The organism is Stenotrophomonas sp. AR029 (assembly GCF_047520695.2).
Classification (GTDB): domain Bacteria; phylum Pseudomonadota; class Gammaproteobacteria; order Xanthomonadales; family Xanthomonadaceae; genus Stenotrophomonas; species Stenotrophomonas sepilia.
The window spans coordinates 298093-316665 of record NZ_JAXBQQ020000003.1 but is presented as its reverse complement, the minus strand read 5'-3'; the positions used below and the strand labels follow the sequence as shown (position 1 = coordinate 316665).

The window sequence follows — 18573 nt, the reverse complement described above, 5'->3', positions numbered from 1 at the left end:
CGTGGGGTAACCTTCGATGAACGGGGCCAGTTTACCTTGCACGCCACCAACCCCGTCAGGGCCTGCGGCGCGTTCATTCACGCAACCCCGCTGGAGACGCCCGATGAAACGCCTGCTGCCCCTGCTGCTGATCCTGCCCCTGGCCGGTTTCCGCCCGGCTCCCCTGCCGCCGCCGGTGTACGACGGCGGCCCCGTGCGCATGGCCCTGGTCGACCGCGACCGCGGCACCGAACTGCGCAGCTACCCTGCCGACGGCCAGCGCTGGGTGGCCGGCGAGCGCGGCCACCGCTACGCCGTGCGCCTGTACAACGACAGCCCTCGCCGGGTACTGGTAGTGCTGTCGGTGGACGGCGTCAACGCCATCTCCGGCGAGGATGCCGATCCCTCGCAGACCGGCTACGTGCTCAATCCCGGCCAGCGCGCCGACATCACCGGCTGGCGCAAGAGCCAGGACGAAGTGGCGCAGTTCGTGTTCAGCAGCCCCAGCGGCAGCTATGCCAGCCGCACCGGCCGCCCGGACAACATCGGTGTGGTCGGCGTGGCCGTGTTCGAGGAAGCGCGTCGCTGGCGCCCCGAGCCGATCCTGCGCCGTGGCCTGCCGCCGCCGGCTCCAGCCGCACAGGCCGAAGCGGCGGCCGACGCCAGTGCCAGCCGCATCGAGGGTTACGCCAGCAAGTCGCAGGCCCCGGCGCTGGGTACCGGCCATGGCGCACGCGAGCAATCCTCGGTACGCGACACCGACTTCGAACGTGCCAGCCGCAGCCCTGCACAGGTATTGCAGCTGCGCTACGACAGTGCCCGCAACCTGCGTGCGCGCGGCATCCTGGTCGACGCGCCCTCGCGCCTGCCGCGCGAACCGCAGGCGTTCCCCAACCGCTACGTGCCGGACCCTCCGGCCCGCTGATCGTCCCGCGCAGACAACACGACGCCCGCAACCTCACGGTGCGGGCGTCGTGATGTGGGGGAAACCGAAGCGCTTACTTGTAGTCCGGGTAGTCCTTGCTCACCGCGTCCTGGAACTCACGCACTTCCTTCTCCGCGCGGTCCTTGGCCCAGCCATAACGTTCCTGCAGGCGGCCGGCCAGATACTCGGCATTGCCTTCGGCCACATCGAAGTCGTCGTTGGTCAGATCGCCCCACTTGGCCTGGGCCTTGCCCTTCAGCTGCGACCACTTGCCGGAAATGATGTCTTTGTTCATTGCTGGGAGTCCTTGGTTGCAACGGCGTTCTTACCGTGGCTCCAGCTTCGCGCAGCAGCTGTTGAATGCCGGTCAACCGGCAATGAAATGCACGCTCACCTGCTTGAATGGTTCACTACGCTTCGACACGTACGCTGCAGAGAAACGCGCAAGCAAAAAGGCCGGGGAGATCCCCCCGGCCTTTTTGCTTTCCGTTCCACTTCAGGCTCAACGGCCCTTGGCGGCATCCTCAACCTTTTCACCGGCCTTCTGCACGTCCTTGCCGGCACCGGCCACGGTGTTGCAACCGGCCAGCAGGGCCACCGAGAACATCGACAACAGCATCAGGGCAACTACGCGCTTCATGGGCTTCTCCTTGGGTTCGCCGCTATACCGCTTCATTCGCGGATGGGATTCTTTCGCTCGGCGGGAGGGCACCAATGCCCACTGCCGCCGCGTGAAGTGCAATCTGGCGGCAGGGGCGTGGAGCGGGCGTGAACGGTTCGGCGATCCGTTCAGCAGGGGGCGGTCAGTCGCGCATCAGGGTGGACTTGCCGAACAGGCTTTCCACCAGGTCCACGGCCAGTTCGGCGGTGGCATTCTGCTTGTCCAGCAAGGGGTTGAGCTCGACGATGTCCAGCGATCCCATGCGCCCGGTATCGGCGATCATTTCCATCACCAGCTGCGCCTCCCGATAGTTCACCCCACCCGGCACCGTGGTGCCGACGCCCGGCGCGATGCTGGGGTCGAGGAAATCCACATCGAAGCTGACGTGCAGGTGGGTGTTCTCATCAATGCCGGCCAGCGCCGCTTCCACGGCACGCTTCATGCCGTTCTCGTCGATGTAGCGCATGTCATAGACATCCACCTTGTGGGTCTTGATCAGGCGCTTCTCTTCCGGGTCCACCGAGCGGATGCCGATCTGGTGCATCTGCGCCGGGGTGATCGCCGGTGCGCTGCCGCCCAGACGGGTCAGCGCGTCCGGGCCGAGGCCGCACAGGCAGGCCACCGGCATGCCGTGGATGTTGCCCGACGGCGTGACATCGCTGGTGTTGAAGTCCGAATGCGCATCCAGCCACAGCACGCGCAGATTCTTCCCCTGCTCGCGGCACCAGCGCGCAACGGCGGTGATCGAACCGATGCCCAGGCAATGGTCGCCACCGAGCATGATCGGCATGCGCCCGGCCTGCAGCTCGGCGTAGCTGGCTTCCATCAGTGCGCGGTTCCAGGCCACCACCTCATCCAGGTGGCGGTAGCCCTCCACCGGCGCGGTCCACGGGTTGCGCGGGCCATCCAGGTTGCCCACGTCGCGCACGTCCACGCCGCGCGCTTCCAGCGCCTCCGGCAGGCCCGCCACGCGCAGCGCCTCCGGCCCCAGCCGTGCGCCGCGATGGCCCGCACCGACATCGGTGGGAACGCCAATCAGGGATACGGAAATGGGATGGGCCATGGGTGCCTCCTGCGGTGCGGAAAAAGAAGCACAGTCTAGCCAGAGCTGTGTGACACCACTCGCGGCGGTGCAGCAGGGCATGGGTCAGATCGCCGCGGCCTGCCAGCCGTATCCGGTCAGGCATTCCAGCGCTGGGTCGTCAGGAATTGGACCTTCCGCGATCCACCTCACATCCCGGTCGGTTTCGCCTCTTACGCAAGGCTGTTGTTGTGTCCACGCTGCGCAGGCACCCTGAAGGTGCCGCCTCACTTCCTCAATCATGGAGCACCACGCGCATGAAACATGCACTCAATGGACTTGCGGTACTGGCAATTGCCCTGGGCGGACTGTTTCCCGCCGCTGCCAGTGCACCCTCGCAACGCATCACGCATACGGTGACCACCGACGCGTATCCCATGCAGACGGCAGGCGCACGCCAGGTACTCGACTGGGTGGCGCAGCGGGTGAAGCCGTCGTTCGCCCCGCAGGGCTACGGCAACGTACAGGTGGAACGACAGGCAGTCTCCGTAGGCCTCGCGTCTGCACGCTCGGATGAATCGATTCCTGGAAAACTGCCAGACCAGGGAATTCCCGGTGAGATCTACCGGGTGGAAAACCTGCTCCCCGACGGCTCCCTGCAGACGTGGGAATTCACCTGGGTGGAGCCCTCATCCGGCCATGGAGGCGGCTGGAACGTAACTGGCTACACCTACAAGAAGGGAAATGACCCGGTGAACCAGCAGTAGCGGAACGGGGGCAACGCGCACCGCGCTGCCCCCTTAGACACGCCGCCGCCGCGCCTCAACCGCCGCGGCGGTGAACCGGCGTCAGGCTCTGCACCTGACCGTTGTTGCGCATCATGCACAGGAAACGGCCGTCGGGATAATCGATGATCAGTTCCTGGTAATCGCTGCCCACCGGCATCTGGGTGACCAGCGCGCCCTGAGCGCCCTTGCGCATGTTGCAGGCGCCCAACGCGGTATCGCCTGCCGGCGCCGGGGTGGTCACCGAAGACACATTGCGGAACACCGCGCGGCAGCCGCCATTGACCCACACCGAGTGCCGCGACAGGCCCCAGTTCCTGCCTTCCTCGCAGCGGGTGCGGCTGAGCTGGCGCACGATTTCCACATTGCCGCGGGTATTCAGATCGCACGACACCTGCTGCTCGCCAGTGGATTCGCAGGTGACTTCGCGCGGCAGCGCGGCATCGCCGGCGGCAGCGTCGCGAGGGCGGGCGCTGCTTGCAGCGGGCGCGGGCGTGCCGCTGGTACTGACCTGACAGATGCCATTGGCGCCGCCTCGGTCGGTGTAGCTGATCTGCGGCGTACCGTCATCGTTGCGGATGATCGACAGGGTGATGCCGCTGTTGGTATCGCGTGCTTCGAAATAGCGGTCGTTGAAGCGCTTCAGCGCCGTCTCGCGGCCCTGCACGTAGACCGGCCCGCCATCGTCTGCGTGAACATCGATGCCGCCCGGGCAGCTGGCGTTGAAGAACGGCACGGCGGCCATGGCCGGGGCTGAGAAGGTTGTGACCAACAGTGCGACGGTGAGCCGCAGGGCGTGGCGACGCATGGGCGTGTCCCGAAGGGCATGTGTCCCCAGTATGTGTCGGGGGTCTGCAAATGGTCTGTGAGGAGAATCAAAAAGCCGGCAGCGCATTCGGGCGTTTGTGTTTGCTATGGTAGCTGTGGAGCCTTGCCCGGGCTGTTAAGTCACCTTTACTTCGTGGGCCAGCTCAGGGCATGCGGCAGCGATGGTTCGGGCAGATTTCTCGCTGATGGCGCCACTGCGCAATCTGTCGCTTCTGGCATTGCGATGCCCGAAACGGGCCAAACGCGATAATTCATTTTTCCTCTCAGATCACCCGATGCCATCGAAACAAACGACTGGCAGGCGGGGATTTCGCGTGCGCATGATGAATCGCCACCTTCAGCGAGGGGGCCGGGATTTCCAACCCGAAGACTGAAAGCTGTATACGCTTGCCAGCCGGCGTCGTCCTTTCCAGGTGCGGCGCCGGCTGGCAATCCGTTCGCCGATCGACGGCGGGCGGTGCGTGGGGGCCTCGTGCCCACCGGCTAATTCAGTCCCGGGATTGGAAACCACGTATCGCCCGCCACCCTTCTCCGGTGGCATCTCTGTTCCTGCCGAGGATGCCCGCATGTCCAGAAACTACCACCCGTACCTGACCGCCACCCTCGGCGAGGCGGCTCTGCGTCTGCCACCTGAACTGGCGCAGCCATTGGAAGCCGCTTTCGCCGCTGCGAACGAGGCGCCTGCGTCCATCAACCTGCCCAGCTGCCTGCAGCGCATCCGCGCCGGTGACGCCGCCGATGGACAGCCGTGGACGGGGCCCGCCAGCACACCCGGCCAGGCCGTGGCCGCCGCACGCCGGGATCGCGCTGCGGTTGGCCTGGTGTCGCTGTTGGAGCTGTACCACGCCACCGAGCGCGTGCGCGTGGACGGGGAAGAGAAGGACGACATCGGCGACGGCACGCGCGAAGGGCTGATGCTGGCCTGCCGGGGGCTGGCGGAGTATGTGGCGTTGCAGGTGGGTAGCTGAGGCTGCGGCGGTCGCAGTGTGTGTGCGGCATTGATCGAAGGATCTGTCCGCGCCATACAGTGAGTTGACTCACCGGGTTGGGACGAGAAAACCAGCGAATGGCGGTTTCTTCATTTTCGTTCCATCGCCTTTGCGACCGGCGCCGCGCCGACGCATCATGATCGGCGCCTGTGCTTATGCTGCGCTGGCGTGCAAGCGCACACCCAAGGCACGGATCACGGACCCAATCCGCAGTCAAAAGATGCTGTGCTAGATTCAAGAGCGTGACAGTGGCGCGAGAGATGCTTTCATGGATGCGTGGGTCGAGAAATGCGATTCTTCATCAAAACGCGGACTTCGGCGCCGCCTCTGGATCGCAGCGCGTCGTCGCCTCGCGATCGTTATTCCGGCGCTGGTGCTGACAGCATGTTCGAGCGCCGCGACGCCGCCCCCATCAGATCATGTGAATCAAAGACAGGCCATCAAATCAGGGAGTGAAGCTGGTATGGAGCGATTCAAGAACAGCATCGAGCGATTGTCCAATGTGCGTTTTGGCGATATCGATGCGTTGAACGAACAGCTTCACACGCATCTTGGAAAACCGACCCGGCAGGGCCTGAGAGACGAGCGAACCGCAGAACGTGGAATGTTGGGCGGCCTTGAAGTTCGGAACATCTCACTGAGAAGTGCTGTCGATAATCCTGCGCAGGCGAAGCTGACCTTCGATGTCGCGCCACCGAGCGTCGCGCTCAAAGAAGTCATCTGGGAGGGAACCGCGCAATATCCACCTCGGCCTGATGCCCCTGACTCACGCCCTTACTGGACCGCGCCAGTGAACGGTGCTGAGGTTGTACTCACTCTGGCCCCTGACAATGCGACATTGACCCACGTATTGATCAGTCAGCGTTGACCCCCAGGGCAGGAGCTCCAACATGGAACGTACTGAAGACTCTGTACTGCCGCAGCCGCAGGGGGGGCCTCGCCCAGGACCCGTACGTCGGCCGGACTCCCCGTTAGCTGACCCCTCGCTGGCGCCGCTTCTAGCGAAATCCCCAACACTTCGGGCGGGTCTCGCACAGGCCGAGCGCGACGATCTGGAGGTTGTCTGGGGACAAGCCGGTAGGGGCACCTATCTTGTTCCCGGTGAGAAGATCGTTATTGACGAGAACGCGGTTGGACAAGGCTCCAGAATCGCGCGCTCTCTTTCACACGAGGTGGGGCACCATCTCTTCACCGAACGTCCCGATCCGACGTCCAAGCAAACCTATGTAAACACCCTGCTACGCGGAGAAGCCGCTGCGACGCTCAGTAATGTCCAGGTCCAGCGTGAACTAATTGCGGCCGGTGGACCAGACATTGGCGTGTCGGGTACGGGTAATCGACCGCAACAATATGGAGCCATTGCCGTTGAACTCCAGGCCGGGCGCATCAATCGAAACCAGGCGCTTGGACAGATCGCTGAGGTGTTCAAAACGGAGGCTCCTTCTGTTGGTCCTCATGCGACATACGAGCTTTACTATGGCGCGCACTATGATCAGCACATAGCACCCACGCAGCGTCGACGTAGGCCCGAGCCAGAATTTGACGCCGAGCGCACTTCGGCTGCGGAAAGAGACGCCGTGGTCGCCGACGACTCACTCTCAGTGCAGCGAACAGCTTCCTCAGTAGCTGAACTCGGAAACGCTGACCGCTCTCTCTACATGCAGATAAGAGCGGGTGTGGAACGCTTGGACGCCCAGAGCGGGAAGCAGTGGGATGAGTCGAGCCAGCGCTTGTCCGCGAGTCTGTTGGTGCTCGCGAAGGAGCAAGGGTTTTCAAGAGTTGACCACGTTGTATTGAACAACCCGACAGAGTCCCTTGCACGTGGCGAGAAAGTCTTCATCGTCGAGGGGGCGATGGACGATCCTGCCCAACGCCGTGGAACCATGAATACGATGGACGCGCTTCGCGCGCCTGAAGCAGAGTCCCTTCATCGCGCTGAAGCGTTGGCAGCAAATCTTGAACAGCCGCCAGCGCAGCAGGTTCATGCGCAGGACGGGCCATCGTTCTCAAGGTAAGGCCGTCGACGCAACCGCTCTGCCGCCTTTCGAACAAATGGGAGTGCCTGAAGCAGCGCAAAGAGGCGCTGACTCATGGGAATGGGGGCGATTATCCTAGTCGAACGGATGACCTGGTTGTCGTGGAACACCTGACACGATTCGCTGGAGCGGAGGCATCAGCCCCGCTTTCATGTGGGGACAAGATGCGCACAATTGCAATCTTCCTGGTTGGCGTCTGCACCATTGTTCTTTCAGGCTGCGCGACTACCACACTTCCCAATGGGGTTGCTTCAGCGGGATACACTGAAGTTGTTTCCGTCCCTCTAGGCCCTCTCCGTTACTTCCATACGACTTCTGTTCTACCGGGGAAGAACGCCGTAGGCGCTACGAACCTCGTCCGCTGCACGAACACCGCGCGGACGATCAACCTGCAGATCGCGAACGGGCTGGCGCTTGATGCCGCAGATGTGTGCGCACGTATCGATGCTGCGGCTGCGGCATCCGAGTCATGGATACCGGCAGCATCAAACAGGTACCGAATCCTTCTTGTGCCGGAAGGCACTGCTGGGGCAATACGAACAAGATCGCTTGGCCTCTTTGCCACAGGCAGGCAGCTTGCGTTTGTGGCACCTGTATACAGCAATCAACATAGAACCTTCGCGAATCTTGTTGACTTGGTTGCGCACGAAAGCTTTCACGCTTTAGGCCACGCTGAAAAAAATCCCCGAGGACAGGATGAAAGAAGCGCCTACTACGCGGGCCTGTGCGCGCAACTTCGGATCAACGGCCTCATTGCAGAAGAAGACTTACCGGGGGCCCCTCTCGCGTCCGGCGATCAGGCGGTACGCTACTCCTCGCAGGAAGCCTATCGCGTGCGCCTGGAAACCTATCCGTTGCTGGCGGACGGAGGCATCCGGCTTGGAGCTTCATCCGGCGACTTGATGCTGGACCGATGCCAGCAGATCAGAAGCGAGGTTGTCGGGCTTCAGTCGAGCTCATTAGTTCCTCCTGGGGGTCTGCTTCCCTGAGGTCAGCGTAGGGACGGACGGCAGACGCAGGAAAGCCAGCGTACTGCGCTGGCCTTTTTCGTTGAAACCCCTGTTTTCAAGGCGTTTCAGAGCTTCCCAGGTGGTGCCGCTTATCCGAATCGAACGGATGACCTACTGTTTACAAGACAGTTGCTCTACCAACTGAGCTAAAGCGGCATGGGTGGTGCACCGGCGGCAGCGCCGCGGTAAGGGGATTCTAGCGCAACCGCGTGCATTCCAGCGACCGGCTCTGCGCCGCGCCGCTGCGCTGCTGGGCCTGGGCCGGCTGCGTGCCCGCCGCCAGCTGCCCTTCCAGCCACCATTGGCCGGCGTCGCCGCTGGCGACCAGGCGCGGCTGGAAGCCGGCGGCCTGCACCGCCGCCATGCGCCGTTCGGCGCCTTCGCGGTTGCGGTACTGGCCCAGCGCCACGGCGTTGGCCTCCTCACCCTGGCTGATGATGTAGTAGTCGCTCAGGCCGGCGGCGACGATGCGTTTCACGGTGGCCTGGGCTTCGTCACGGTTGGCGGCGGCCGGCAGCATCACCCGGTAGCGGGCACTGCCGCTGGCAGCGGGCTGTTCGCGCAGGCGCACCTGGCTGAGCAGCGTGCCGGCCTTGCCCTGCGCGCTGCTGGCGGCGGCGCGGTCGGCGAACGGGCCCAGCGCGACGCAGCGCGGCGGCTCGGCGGCCGCGGGCGGGGCTACGGGCTTTTCCGCTGCCGGAACGGGTGCAGGCGGTGTTACCGGCTTGGCAGCGGCAGCAACCAGCGCAGCCTCAGCCACCTGCGGCTTGGCGATCTCCGGCTTTGGCGGCGCAACGGGCGCGGGTGTCGCAGCCACCGCGGTCTTCGCCGCCGGTTCGCGCTCCATCAGCGGTGCAGTCGGGGCGGCGGCGGTGGCCTCGGCTGCGGCATTGGCATCCACGCCACCGGGCACCCAGCGCAGCTCGGCGACGCCAGCCGGTTGCGGCGCAGGCGCAGGCTTCTGCGGCGCCTCGCGCAGCAGCCACCAGCAGGCGACGCCGAGATTGAGAATGGCCAGTACGACGATCAGGGCACGGGTGAGCATGCGCGGATACTAGCGCGCGGGCTGGTGCACCGCCCAGCGGGCGAGGCCATCCAGCACCAGCGAGGGGTGGTAATCGGCAGCGGGCAACAACGGCATCAGCGCCGCTGCGCCGCCACCGTGCACCAGCAGCGACGGTGCCACGCCCAGCAGCGTGTGCGCGTGCTGTGCGCTGCGTTCAATCAGCGCCACCGCAGCGCCATCGCAGCCGGAAGCCAGCGCGTCGGCGGTGTCGTTGGCGAACTCGCTGTAGCCGCCACCGGTCGCGGGCAGCTGCACGGCACGGGCGTGCAGTGCTTCGCGCATGGTGGTGGGCGATGCGGAGATGCGGCCACCGTGGTGCTGGCCGTCGGCGTCGAGCAGGTCAATCGTCAGCGCGGTGCCCACGCCGACCACCAGCACCGGGCGTTGTGCCTTTGCGGCAGCCAGCAGGGCCAGGAAGCGGTCGACGCCGAACTTTTCCGGCTTGGCATAGGCAATGCGCACGCCGGCGCATTCGGCGCTGGTGCGCACCACATGCACATGCTCGAAGCGGCGCTGCAGCTGGTCCAGCATCGCGCTGGTCAGCGACGGTGCGGCCACGCTGGCCACGAACGCGGTGCGGCCGCTGGGCAGGCTGTGCGGCGGCTGCCCGGCCATGCCTTCGGCGCCATGCGCCCAGGCCTGTACGTCACCGGCACGGTCACCCTGCAACGGCGCGAACTTGAAGCGCGAGTTGCCGAGGTCGAACAACCAATCGCTCATGCCGCCCTCACGCTGACTTCGCCGGCGTGCAGCAGGCGTTCCTGGCCATCGATGCGCACGCGCAATGCGCCGTCATCGGCCAGGCCAAGCGCAGTACCGTGCTGCCACTGCCCGTCCAGTTCCACGCGCACTTCGCGGCTGGCCAGCATGTCGAAGGCAGCGTAGCGCGGCAGGAACGGAGCGAGGCCTTCGCGATCGAATTGTTCCAGCGCCGGCAGCAGCCGCGCCAGCACGGCGGCAACGACCACGTTTCGATCCACTGGCTTGCCAGCCAGCGTGTCAAGGTCCACCCACGGCTGGGTGATCTGCTCGCCGAACGACGGCGGCATGTGGGTGTTGATGCCGATGCCGATCACCGCGCGCGCCGGGCCGGCGTATTCGCCACCGCCCTCGGCAAGCAGGCCGACCAGCTTGCGCTTGCCATCGACGATCAGGTCGTTCGGCCACTTCAACTGCGCCTGGGTGTAGCCCAGGTCGTGCAGCGCTTCGGCCACGGCGATGCCGGCCACCAGGCTCAACCCGGCCAAGCGGCCCAGGCCGCCGGAGTACAGGCGCATCACCGACAGGTAGATATGCGCGGCCAACGGCGAGGCCCAGGTGCGGCCACGACGGCCGCGGCCGCCAGTCTGGCGTTCGGCCAGCAGGACGCTGACTCCGCGCTGGGGCGCGCTGCACCGCAGCAATTCGGCGTTGGTAGAGTCCACCGTCCAGGCCACCTGCAGGTCGTGCAGCAGGGCCTGGGCATCGGCGGGCAGGCCGGCGCGGATCGCCGCCGGGTCCAGCAGGTCGACCGGGCGGGTCAGGCCATAGCCCTCGCCAGCACGGCCCTCGATGTCCACACCTGCGGCCCTAAGCCCTTGAATACGCTTCCAAATAGCCGCCCGGGTCTGGCCCAGCTCTCGGGCCAGGGCGTCGCCGGACAGGCGACCGGCAGCGAGTTTGGCCAGCAATTGGCGATCGTCCACGGCAGCTTCCACGAAGTCAGGCAGGAATTATGCGGGAAAGCCGCCAGCGACGCCTGCCACGCTGGGTTCCGCAGGGGCTTCCAACGGGGCGCCGGGTTCGGGCTAGAATCGGGAACTCACCCTCCCTTAACGTGGATGTCGTCAATGCGCCGTTATGCCCATTGCCTGATCCTGCTGATGATGCCCTTCGCGGCGTCTGCAACGGCAGCGCTGGACGACAGCCGCGGCGCCTGCGTGTCCTCCAACGGTGATGCCGCCTCGCAGCGCGCGCCGACCGCGACCGCCTCGGCTGCGACCACCAAGCCGGCACCGGTACGCCCTGCGGCCAGCAGTGCCACCAGCACCGGGGGCGGCGGCAGCGACGACGACGTGCTGCAGCGCATCCGTGCGCCGAAGTGGCACAGCTACCTGCCGGGAATGTTCCGCTGATCAAGTCGTTGCTGCAGTGGCTGCGGCCCTCGCCGCGGCCGATCGACGATGCGCTTTGGGAAGACGCCTGCCGCCGTGCGGCCTGGCTGCACGGCCTGGACGACGAACGCCGCGCGCGACTGCGCGTGCTGGCCACGCGCTTCCTGCATGAGAAGACCATTACCCCTGTCGGTGAACTGCAACTGCAGGCTGGCGATGGCGTGCTGCTGGCGGCGCTGTGCTGCCTGCCGCTGCTGGAATTCGGTGAAGTGGGGCTGGAAGGCTGGTCGCAGCTGATCGTCTACCCGGATGCGTTCCGCGTGCACCGCAGCCACATGGATGCGGCCGGCGTGTTGCACGAGTGGGATGACGAGCTGATCGGCGAGTCGTGGGACAGTGGTCCGTTGATCCTGTCCTGGGCCGATGTGCAGGCCGACCTGGCCGCGCCGCACGACGGCTACTGCGTGGCGGTACATGAGATGGTGCACAAGCTCGATGCACTGGATGGTGCGATGGACGGCACACCGCCGCTGCCGCGGCAATGGCAGCGCGAGTGGGCGGCCACGTTCCAGCGCGCCTACGACGCCTTCTGCGCGCAGGTGGACGCCGGCGAAGAGACCCTGATCGATCCGTATGCGGCCGAGGCGCCGGAGGAGTTCTTCGCGGTGAGCAGCGAGTACCACTTCTCGGCACCGGATCTGCTGCAGCAGGCGTTGCCGGAGGTGGCCGCGCAGCTGCGGCGGTTCTATGGCGAGCCGCCGAAGATCGAAATGCCGTAGTGCCGGCCGCTGGCCGGCAACCTCATGATCTTCGATGGCATTGCTTGGTTGCCGGCCAGCGGCCGGCACTACCGATCAACGAGGTTTACGGCCCCGGCGGCAAGCGCACTTCGAAGCGGGCGCCACCCAGTTCGGCCGAACGGCCCACGCTCAGTTCGCCGCGGTAGTCCTTGATCAGGTCCTGCACGATCGACAGGCCGATGCCGTGGCCCTGCACGCGCTCGTCGCCACGCACGCCACGCTGCAGCACCTTGCCGATGTCATCCGGGGCGATGCCCGGGCCATCGTCGTCCACCGCCAGCAGCAGGCCGGCACGGCGCGCGTTCGGCGCCGGCAGCGGCTGCGCGGTCAGCAGCACGCGGCGGTTGGCCCACTTGAAGGCGTTCTCCAGCAGGTTGCCGAGCAGTTCCTGCAGGTCACCCGGCTCGCCGTGGAAGCGCGCGGCCGGGTCGATATCGAATTCGCACAGCACGCCCTTGGCGGCGTAGACCTTTTCCAGGCCACGCACGATTTCCTCGGCGTTGGACTCGATCGGCAGCGGCGCGGAGAACAGCTTGTGGCCCGACGAGGCCGCGCGTGCCAGCTGGTACGAAACCAGGTTGTTCATGCGCTGCAGCTGCACGTCCAGTTCTTCGCGCAGCGCACCGTCGCCGGCGCCGCTGTCCATCTGCGTGCGCAGTACCGCGATTGGCGTTTTCAGGCTGTGCGCCAGATCGGCAAGGGTATTGCGCTGGCGCTCGAGGTTCTCGCGCTCGCTTTCGATGAAGGCGTTGATGCTGTCGGTCAGCGGTTCCAGCTCGCGCGGGTGGCGCTCGCTCATGCGCTCGGTCTCGCCGCGCTGCACCTTGGTCAGCTCGGTGATCACCCGGCGCAACGGGCGCAGGCTCCACTGCAGGATGACGGTCTGCAGCAGCAGCAGGATCAGGCCGATGCCGCCCAGGTAGAACCAGACGCGGCCACGGAACACGCGCAGCTGCGCACCCAGCGCGCGCGAGTCTTCCATCACGTAGATGGTGTACGGGAATTCGGTGGCGGGGTCGGCGTCGGCGCCCCACACCAGGCCCAGGCCATAGCGGTACACCGAGCCCTGGCTGCCATCGATCTGGATCATCGGCAGCGGACCTTCGAACACTTCCTGGCGCGGCGCCAGCAGGCCGCCACCGACGGTGGGCAGCATCGGGCCTTCGGCGGACATCGAATTGCCCTTGCCGTGCGGCATCACCACCTGCAGGTACAGGCCACTGCCCGGTACGTCGAAGCGCGAATCCGGCGGCTGCTCGCGGATGTACAGCGAGCGGTCGCGGGTGAAGTCGATGCCGGCCGCATAGGAGGTGGCGTAGTTCTTCAGGCGCTCACGCAGGTTCGCCTTCGCCGTATCGGCGAAGGCGGCGTCGAGCGCGTAACCGGCCAGCGCCAGGAACGCGACCAGGCCCACGGACGCGGCGAGCATCTGGCGCGCCTGCAGTGAGCGCGGCCGCCAGCGTCGGAAGAACCACAGACGGCCGGACATCGTGTTATCGCCAGGGTGAGCCGGCTCAGCCCTCGTTGCGCGGGATCGCGAAACGGTAGCCGCGACCGCGCACGGTCTCGATCGGCTTCAGTTCTCCATCCGGGTCCAGCTTCTTGCGCAGGCGGCCGATGAAGACCTCCAGCACGTTGGAGTCGCGGTCGAAGTCCTGCTGGTAGATGTGTTCGGTGAGGTCGGCCTTGGAGACCAGTTCACCGGCATGCATCATCAGGTACTCCAGCACCTTGTACTCGTAGCTGGTCAGGTCGACATTGCTGCCGGCCACGCTGACCGTCTGGGCAGCAAGGTCCAGGGCGACCGGGCCGCATTCCAGGGTCGGCTTGCTCCAGCCGGCGGCGCGGCGCAGCAGCGCGTTGACGCGGGCCAGCAACTCTTCCACGTGGAACGGCTTGACCAGGTAATCGTCGGCGCCCTGCTTCAGGCCCTCGACCTTGTCCTGCCAGCTCGAACGCGCGGTCAGGATCAGTACCGGGAACTTCTTGCCTTCGTCACGCAGGGCCTTGATCAGCTCCATGCCCGACATCTTGGGCAGGCCGAGGTCGATGATGCCGACATCGAACGGAACTTCGCGCCCCATGTAGAGGCCTTCCTCGCCGTCCTGCGCAGCATCGACGGCAAAGCCTTCGCGCTTGAGCCGGGCTGCCAGGGTCTCACGCAGCGGGGCTTCGTCTTCGACCAGAAGGATACGCATGAACTCTCCCTAGTGTCCTGGGTGTGGCCCGGAGGCCTGTGGGGTACGGGTTGATACCGACGACTATCCCTGTTCAGGGGTTATCGCCGCGTAGTGATGACATATCCGACCGCGGCGTGCGCGGCTGTGAACGCGACGGGGCGGGGTCGTCCATGTAGCGGACCCGGCCCCGGTCGTCCATGTACTTCACCCGGTTGATATCACGACCATCGAACGGCACGCGCTCGGCGCCGAGGATGTGGCCGCCGGTGCTGCGCTGCACGCGGCGCACGGCATCGGACAGCGAACGCTCGTCGCCACGGTTGCCGCGCTCTCTCCGATCCATCATTTCCGCCCGTGCCTGCTCGCCGCGCGGCGGCTGTTGCGCCAGCGCCGACGACAGCGGCGCAGCCGACAGCACCACGCAGGTGGCCAGGGCAATGCGGCAATGGAAGGGAGCGGAAGACATCGATGCGATCCTAGCCGAGCACGGCGATTCGTTCAAAAGTCGTAAATCCGGGAGCCGGGTGCGGGACCCGGCCTTTACAATTCCTTTGCAAATTCTTGGTTTGGGGCAGTGAATCCGGTCTGAACTTTTCCGGCCGCAGCCCTGCGATGTTCAGCTAGGTGAACATTCGGGACGAATCGCCGTCCCTTGTCAAGTCAGGAATGTGACTGCGGTCACGCTGCGGCACGATCGGCTTCGCGCTCGGTGACCGACAGCGCCTGCTCGACCAGGCTCCAGTCGGCGCCCGGGCGGTGCGCGCCCTCGCTCAGCACCTGGCGGAACGCGCGGCCACCGGGCTGGCCGTGGAACAGGCCGAGCAGGTGGCGGGTGATGTGCTTCAGTGCCAGACCTTCGCCCAGGCGCGCTTCCACGTAGGGACGCAGCGTGCGCAGCAGGTCACCGCGCGCCTGCAACGGCGCGCCGGTCTGCAGCGCCTCCAGCTGATGCAGCAGGTAGGGGTCGTGGTAGGCCGCGCGGCCCAGCATCACGCCATCGACGTGCGCGGCCTGCGCCTGCACCGCCTCGATGCTGGCCAGGCCGCCATTGAGCACCACCGGCAGCGCCGGGCGCTCCTGCTTCAGGCGGTAGGCCCAGTCGTACTTCAGTGGCGGAACCTCGCGGTTCTCCTTCGGCGACAGGCCCTTCAGCCACGCGTTGCGCGCATGCACCACCACCATTGCGGCACCGGCGGCGACCTGGCGGTCGACGAAGGCGGCGAACACGTCATAGTCGTTGTCCTCGTCCACGCCCAGGCGGCACTTCACCGTCACCGGGATCCCGATCGCGTCGACCATCGCCGCCACGCAGTCGGCTACCAGCGCCGGCTCGCGCATCAGGCAGGCGCCAAAACGCCCGGCCTGCACGCGGTCGGACGGACAGCCGCAGTTGAGGTTGACCTCGTCGTAGCCCCACTCCGCGGCGATGCGCGCGGCCTGCGCCAGCAGCGCCGGGTCGCTGCCCCCCAACTGCAGCGCCAGCGGCTGCTCGCTGCGGTCGAAGCCGAGCAGGCGCTCGCGATCACCGTGGATGACCGCATTGGCGTGCACCATTTCCGTGTACAGGCGCACACCCGGCGCCAGCACGCGGTGGAACACGCGGCAATGGCGGTCGGTCCAGTCCATCATGGGGGCCACGGACAGGCGCAGGGAATCGGCGTAACGGGCGGTGGCGGACGTCATCGGGGTGTTGATCGGGGAGACTGGCATTGCCAGTGAGATCAATAGTTTACACCGGACGGCTGAACGGCGGCGGGTGGCGCCGGGACTGGCCGCTCGACCGGCCCCGGGGTCGCCGCGTGGCTTACAACCCGCGGTTGCGCACCTGTTCCTGCTGCTCCTGCGCACGCTGGTTGAACTGGCTGTCCAGCGCTTCGCTTTGCCGGCTGCTGGCCTCGACCGAGTGCGATACCGCCTGCTGGCGGTCGACGAAGGTCCGCTGCGCCGCCGGGTCGCCCAGCTCGCCCTGCACCGCAAACAGACCGGTGCCGTCGGGGCGGGCCACGACGTGGTCGATCTGGCGCATCCCGGACACCTTGCTTTCGTACGCCAGCTGGCCGGCCGCCCGCTCAACCTCCTGCGGGTTGGCGAACAGTGGCTTCAGGCCGGCCTGGGCACGCTGCTGCTCCAGCGCCTGCAGCTTGCCCAGCGCCTGGCCGAAGCGCGCGTTGTCGGCGTGCCCGGGGTCGCGCATGCTGGCCGGCTCTGCGGGCTCGGCCCGGGCCGGTGCCGCCGGCGGGGTACCGGCCTTGACCGCGTTGGGGGCATCGACCTGCGCCAGGGTCTTGCGGCCTGCCTTGCCATCGTCGTCCAGGCCGTTGTTGGCCTGGAACTGCTTGACCGCCGCAAAGGTGTCCTTGCCATACACACCATCGGCGTGCAGCGGCTTGCCATCGGCCCCGGCATAGCCCAGCGCCGCCAGCTTGCCCTGCAAGGCCTTGACCTCATCGCCGCGCTCGCCCTGCTTCAGCACGCCATCGGCCATCGGCGCCTGCTGTGCACTGCGTGCGGCCTGCGCGGCCTCGGGGCCCTGCGCGTGGACCTTGCCGCCCAGGGTGATGCGGTCATTGAGCATGTCACCCAGGAACCTGCGGTACTGGTCCGGCTCGAGCTCGATATGTGCGTGCACGGCACCCGGGGTGCCGGCATCGGACTGGCGGATCAACGGCGCGCCGTACTCGACGAAATCACCAGTCTTGTAGGGGGTGCTTCCACGTGCACCATGCAGCACCTGCCCGACCAGTTCACGCTGCGGATGCCCGGCCGGATGGCTCCAGATGCTGATGGAGTTCCACTTGTCGTTGTTGACCTGCACGTAGCCCGCGACCGGATTGGGAATCATCACTTCCCGGTCGCCGCGCGAAGTACTCAGGATCAGATCCTTGTGCACCAGCGGAATGCCGTTGCGATCACCACGGGTCCGCACCGTTTCCAGCTCGCCCTCGACCATTGCCGACGGGCGGTCAGCCTTGGCGGCATTGCCGGTGCGCACGGCCTCGGCGTTGGTGTTGGGGTGATGGATCTTCAGTTCGCGGTAGGCATCCTCGCCACTGGTGCCATGACGCAGTGTGCGGTTGCTGCTGCCGTTGCCAAAGGGTTCGACCACGACGATGCGCTGGCCACCGGGTGCGGCAGCGGCATCGGGTTCGCGCGCAGTCGCGGGTGCGGGTGCCGCAGCAGGCGTGGCCGGTGCCACAGGCTGCGCCGGCGTGTGCTCGCGTACCACCGTATCCAGAGCCTGCAGGGTCTGCCGGCCGGCCTTGCCATCAACGGTCAGCCCATGCGCCTGCTGGAACTCGCGCACTGCATGCTCGGTGTTGGCACCGTAGTGGCTATCGGCTGTCAGAGGTTGCCCGTTGCGGCCGGTATGGCCGGCCTGGATCAACTTGGCCTGCAGGGCCTGGACCTCGGTACCGTGCTCGCCGGGTGCCAGCACGCCGTCGGCCATCGCCGATGCGGCCGCGCGCTGCCCGCGCCGGCCCGGCTCAGGTTCACCGAACGCTTGCTGGTAATCCTTGCCCCGGTAAGCCTCGGGGTTTTGGTTGACCTGGTCGTAGCGCGCCAGCCCGACCAGCGCGTTCTTCTCGGTGAGCGCACGATCACGCAGCGAATCCCACAGGGTGGGCGAGCTCTGGAAGTGCGACTGCACGTTGGCGTGCTTGTAGTCCTGCACCGCGCGGACAATCTGCTCGTCACTCAGCTCAGCCAGCTTGAAGTCTTCGCTGTAGGCTTGCTGGAGACCCTTCTGGAACACCGAACGTGTCATGCCGCGGTACTGCACCGAGGTGCTCCACAGCGCGTCCTGCACGGCCGGACCACGGCCGGAAAGATCAATGCCTACATCCTTCAGGCGGCCCATCTGCACGTCGTAGTACTGGTGCTGGATGAAGTCGTGCTGATCCCTGGCAAACCCTGCCGGATCGGCCGCCGCCACTTCCTTCCAGCGTTCGGTGAAGGCCGGGGTTCCTGCCTGCAGGCCGTTGAAGCGGTTGCCATAGCGCGAGGCGGCGACGTATTCGTCCACGCCGCCAACGTTGGTGGCGTACTGGTAACTGCCATACGACACGCCACCATGGTCGCCCCTGCCGGTGGAAACGTGGCCGGGGCCACGACCTCCGGTTTCGAAATGCGCCGACGTCTGGCCGCGATGCCAGCTGTCCATTGCCTGCTTTGCCTGGGTCACAACATCCATCTTCCTGC

Annotated in this window: 20 protein-coding genes and 1 tRNA gene; 8 read left to right on the top strand and 13 right to left on the bottom strand. The window is 66.2% G+C overall.

All coding sequences use genetic code 11. The features are described from left to right. The first annotated feature begins 103 nt into the window (after positions 1–103). Positions 104–904 carry a hypothetical protein gene (locus ACM0PB_RS13690; RefSeq protein ID WP_065185634.1) on the top strand — a complete coding sequence of 267 codons (801 nt, stop codon included), beginning with the start codon at positions 104–106 and terminating at the stop codon, positions 902–904. A 73-nt stretch (positions 905–977) separates the two neighbouring features. Here the strand turns inward: ACM0PB_RS13690 and ACM0PB_RS13685 are convergent, their stop codons facing one another. The 3 genes from ACM0PB_RS13685 to rocF form a co-directional block, all read right to left on the bottom strand. Then, on the bottom strand, positions 978–1199 hold the full coding sequence (locus tag ACM0PB_RS13685) for a CsbD family protein (protein WP_004153772.1): 222 nt from the start codon (positions 1197–1199) through the stop codon (positions 978–980). A gap of 207 nt (positions 1200–1406) precedes the next feature. Continuing rightward, positions 1407–1544: an entericidin A/B family lipoprotein gene (locus tag ACM0PB_RS13680; protein WP_005407710.1), complete on the bottom strand. Its 138-nt coding sequence runs from the start codon at positions 1542–1544 to the stop codon at positions 1407–1409. A gap of 163 nt (positions 1545–1707) precedes the next feature. Continuing rightward, entirely contained in the window at positions 1708–2628 is a 921-nt protein-coding gene (rocF, locus tag ACM0PB_RS13675) for an arginase (protein WP_005420594.1), read from the bottom strand. Between the two features lie 275 nt (positions 2629–2903). Here rocF and ACM0PB_RS13670 point away from each other — a divergent pair, with 275 nt between their 5' ends. Beyond that, complete coding sequence (locus ACM0PB_RS13670; RefSeq protein WP_065185633.1) at positions 2904–3353, top strand: hypothetical protein; 450 nt, start codon at positions 2904–2906, stop codon at positions 3351–3353. 55 nt (positions 3354–3408) lie between these two features. Here the strand turns inward: ACM0PB_RS13670 and ACM0PB_RS13665 are convergent, their stop codons facing one another. Then, complete coding sequence (locus ACM0PB_RS13665) at positions 3409–4179, bottom strand: DUF3011 domain-containing protein (protein WP_065185632.1); 771 nt, start codon at positions 4177–4179, stop codon at positions 3409–3411. Between the two features lie 586 nt (positions 4180–4765). On the opposite strand from ACM0PB_RS13665, the gene ACM0PB_RS13660 reads away from it, so the two are divergent. The 4 genes from ACM0PB_RS13660 (at position 4766) to ACM0PB_RS13645 (ending at position 8213) form a co-directional block, all read left to right on the top strand. Beyond that, positions 4766–5167 (top strand): hypothetical protein, encoded by a 402-nt coding sequence (locus tag ACM0PB_RS13660; protein WP_065196026.1) that lies wholly within the window; start codon positions 4766–4768, stop codon positions 5165–5167. Between the two features lie 289 nt (positions 5168–5456). Further along, complete coding sequence (locus ACM0PB_RS13655) at positions 5457–6056, top strand: hypothetical protein (protein ID WP_139726619.1); 600 nt, start codon at positions 5457–5459, stop codon at positions 6054–6056. Positions 6057–6078: 22 nt separating this feature from the next. Next, positions 6079–7203 (top strand): XVIPCD domain-containing protein, encoded by a 1125-nt coding sequence (locus ACM0PB_RS13650; protein WP_081275771.1) that lies wholly within the window; start codon positions 6079–6081, stop codon positions 7201–7203. Positions 7204–7388: 185 nt separating this feature from the next. After that, positions 7389–8213, top strand: coding sequence for a hypothetical protein (locus tag ACM0PB_RS13645; protein WP_414603803.1), 825 nt, complete (start codon positions 7389–7391; stop codon positions 8211–8213). Between the two features lie 101 nt (positions 8214–8314). Here ACM0PB_RS13645 and ACM0PB_RS13640 read toward each other — a convergent pair. From ACM0PB_RS13640 to birA, 4 genes are all read right to left on the bottom strand, one after another. Beyond that, positions 8315–8390: transfer RNA gene (locus tag ACM0PB_RS13640), tRNA-Thr, on the bottom strand. 40 nt (positions 8391–8430) lie between these two features. Beyond that, positions 8431–9279 (bottom strand): SPOR domain-containing protein, encoded by an 849-nt coding sequence (locus ACM0PB_RS13635; RefSeq protein WP_065185600.1) that lies wholly within the window; start codon positions 9277–9279, stop codon positions 8431–8433. A 9-nt stretch (positions 9280–9288) separates the two neighbouring features. Then, on the bottom strand, positions 9289–10020 hold the full coding sequence (locus tag ACM0PB_RS13630; RefSeq protein ID WP_065185599.1) for a type III pantothenate kinase: 732 nt from the start codon (positions 10018–10020) through the stop codon (positions 9289–9291). Beyond that, positions 10017–10985 carry a bifunctional biotin--[acetyl-CoA-carboxylase] ligase/biotin operon repressor BirA gene (birA, locus tag ACM0PB_RS13625; RefSeq protein WP_065185598.1) on the bottom strand — a complete coding sequence of 323 codons (969 nt, stop codon included), beginning with the start codon at positions 10983–10985 and terminating at the stop codon, positions 10017–10019. The genes ACM0PB_RS13630 and birA overlap by 4 nt, the downstream gene beginning before the upstream one ends. 144 nt (positions 10986–11129) lie before the next feature. On the opposite strand from birA, the gene ACM0PB_RS13620 reads away from it, so the two are divergent. Together ACM0PB_RS13620 and ACM0PB_RS13615 are read left to right on the top strand one after the other, a co-directional pair. Next, complete coding sequence (locus ACM0PB_RS13620; RefSeq protein ID WP_014645622.1) at positions 11130–11414, top strand: hypothetical protein; 285 nt, start codon at positions 11130–11132, stop codon at positions 11412–11414. Continuing rightward, positions 11381–12172 (top strand): M90 family metallopeptidase, encoded by a 792-nt coding sequence (locus tag ACM0PB_RS13615; protein ID WP_171956254.1) that lies wholly within the window; start codon positions 11381–11383, stop codon positions 12170–12172. Before ACM0PB_RS13620 ends, ACM0PB_RS13615 begins: the two co-directional genes overlap by 34 nt. A gap of 85 nt (positions 12173–12257) precedes the next feature. On the opposite strand, the gene ACM0PB_RS13610 is transcribed toward ACM0PB_RS13615, so the two are convergent. The 5 genes from ACM0PB_RS13610 to ACM0PB_RS13590 all read right to left on the bottom strand — a co-directional run bounded on the left by ACM0PB_RS13610 (position 12258) and on the right by ACM0PB_RS13590 (position 18565). Next, a complete protein-coding gene (locus tag ACM0PB_RS13610; protein WP_065185596.1) occupies positions 12258–13682 on the bottom strand; it encodes an ATP-binding protein in 1425 nt (474 codons plus the stop codon). A gap of 25 nt (positions 13683–13707) precedes the next feature. After that, a complete protein-coding gene (locus ACM0PB_RS13605; RefSeq protein ID WP_004136763.1) occupies positions 13708–14391 on the bottom strand; it encodes a response regulator transcription factor in 684 nt (227 codons plus the stop codon). Between the two features lie 73 nt (positions 14392–14464). Then, positions 14465–14839, bottom strand: coding sequence for a hypothetical protein (locus tag ACM0PB_RS13600; RefSeq protein ID WP_414603802.1), 375 nt, complete (start codon positions 14837–14839; stop codon positions 14465–14467). 212 nt (positions 14840–15051) lie between these two features. Next, complete coding sequence (gene dusA / locus ACM0PB_RS13595) at positions 15052–16083, bottom strand: tRNA dihydrouridine(20/20a) synthase DusA (protein WP_235649708.1); 1032 nt, start codon at positions 16081–16083, stop codon at positions 15052–15054. Between the two features lie 94 nt (positions 16084–16177). After that, entirely contained in the window at positions 16178–18565 is a 2388-nt protein-coding gene (locus ACM0PB_RS13590; protein WP_414603801.1) for a VgrG-related protein, read from the bottom strand. Between the last annotated feature and the right edge of the window lie 8 nt (positions 18566–18573).

Bases quoted from the DNA above. Each gene is read 5' to 3' on its own strand.
- ACM0PB_RS13635 (WP_065185600.1), bottom strand. From the start codon at position 9,279: ATGCTCACCCGTGCCCTGATCGTCGTACTGGCCATTCTCAATCTCGGC.
- ACM0PB_RS13645 (WP_414603803.1), top strand. From the start codon at position 7,389: ATGCGCACAATTGCAATCTTCCTGGTTGGCGTCTGCACCATTGTTCTT.
- ACM0PB_RS13605 (WP_004136763.1), bottom strand. From the start codon at position 14,391: ATGCGTATCCTTCTGGTCGAAGACGAAGCCCCGCTGCGTGAGACCCTG.
- ACM0PB_RS13680 (WP_005407710.1), bottom strand. From the start codon at position 1,544: ATGAAGCGCGTAGTTGCCCTGATGCTGTTGTCGATGTTCTCGGTGGCC.
- ACM0PB_RS13655 (WP_139726619.1), top strand. From the start codon at position 5,457: ATGGATGCGTGGGTCGAGAAATGCGATTCTTCATCAAAACGCGGACTT.
- ACM0PB_RS13690 (WP_065185634.1), top strand. From the start codon at position 104: ATGAAACGCCTGCTGCCCCTGCTGCTGATCCTGCCCCTGGCCGGTTTC.
- rocF (WP_005420594.1), bottom strand. From the start codon at position 2,628: ATGGCCCATCCCATTTCCGTATCCCTGATTGGCGTTCCCACCGATGTC.
- ACM0PB_RS13590 (WP_414603801.1), bottom strand. From the start codon at position 18,565: ATGGATGTTGTGACCCAGGCAAAGCAGGCAATGGACAGCTGGCATCGC.
- ACM0PB_RS13600 (WP_414603802.1), bottom strand. From the start codon at position 14,839: ATGTCTTCCGCTCCCTTCCATTGCCGCATTGCCCTGGCCACCTGCGTG.
- ACM0PB_RS13670 (WP_065185633.1), top strand. From the start codon at position 2,904: ATGAAACATGCACTCAATGGACTTGCGGTACTGGCAATTGCCCTGGGC.
- ACM0PB_RS13665 (WP_065185632.1), bottom strand. From the start codon at position 4,179: ATGCGTCGCCACGCCCTGCGGCTCACCGTCGCACTGTTGGTCACAACC.
- ACM0PB_RS13610 (WP_065185596.1), bottom strand. From the start codon at position 13,682: ATGTCCGGCCGTCTGTGGTTCTTCCGACGCTGGCGGCCGCGCTCACTG.
- ACM0PB_RS13630 (WP_065185599.1), bottom strand. From the start codon at position 10,020: ATGAGCGATTGGTTGTTCGACCTCGGCAACTCGCGCTTCAAGTTCGCG.
- dusA (WP_235649708.1), bottom strand. From the start codon at position 16,083: ATGCCAGTCTCCCCGATCAACACCCCGATGACGTCCGCCACCGCCCGT.
- ACM0PB_RS13620 (WP_014645622.1), top strand. From the start codon at position 11,130: ATGCGCCGTTATGCCCATTGCCTGATCCTGCTGATGATGCCCTTCGCG.
- ACM0PB_RS13650 (WP_081275771.1), top strand. From the start codon at position 6,079: ATGGAACGTACTGAAGACTCTGTACTGCCGCAGCCGCAGGGGGGGCCT.
- ACM0PB_RS13685 (WP_004153772.1), bottom strand. From the start codon at position 1,199: ATGAACAAAGACATCATTTCCGGCAAGTGGTCGCAGCTGAAGGGCAAG.
- ACM0PB_RS13660 (WP_065196026.1), top strand. From the start codon at position 4,766: ATGTCCAGAAACTACCACCCGTACCTGACCGCCACCCTCGGCGAGGCG.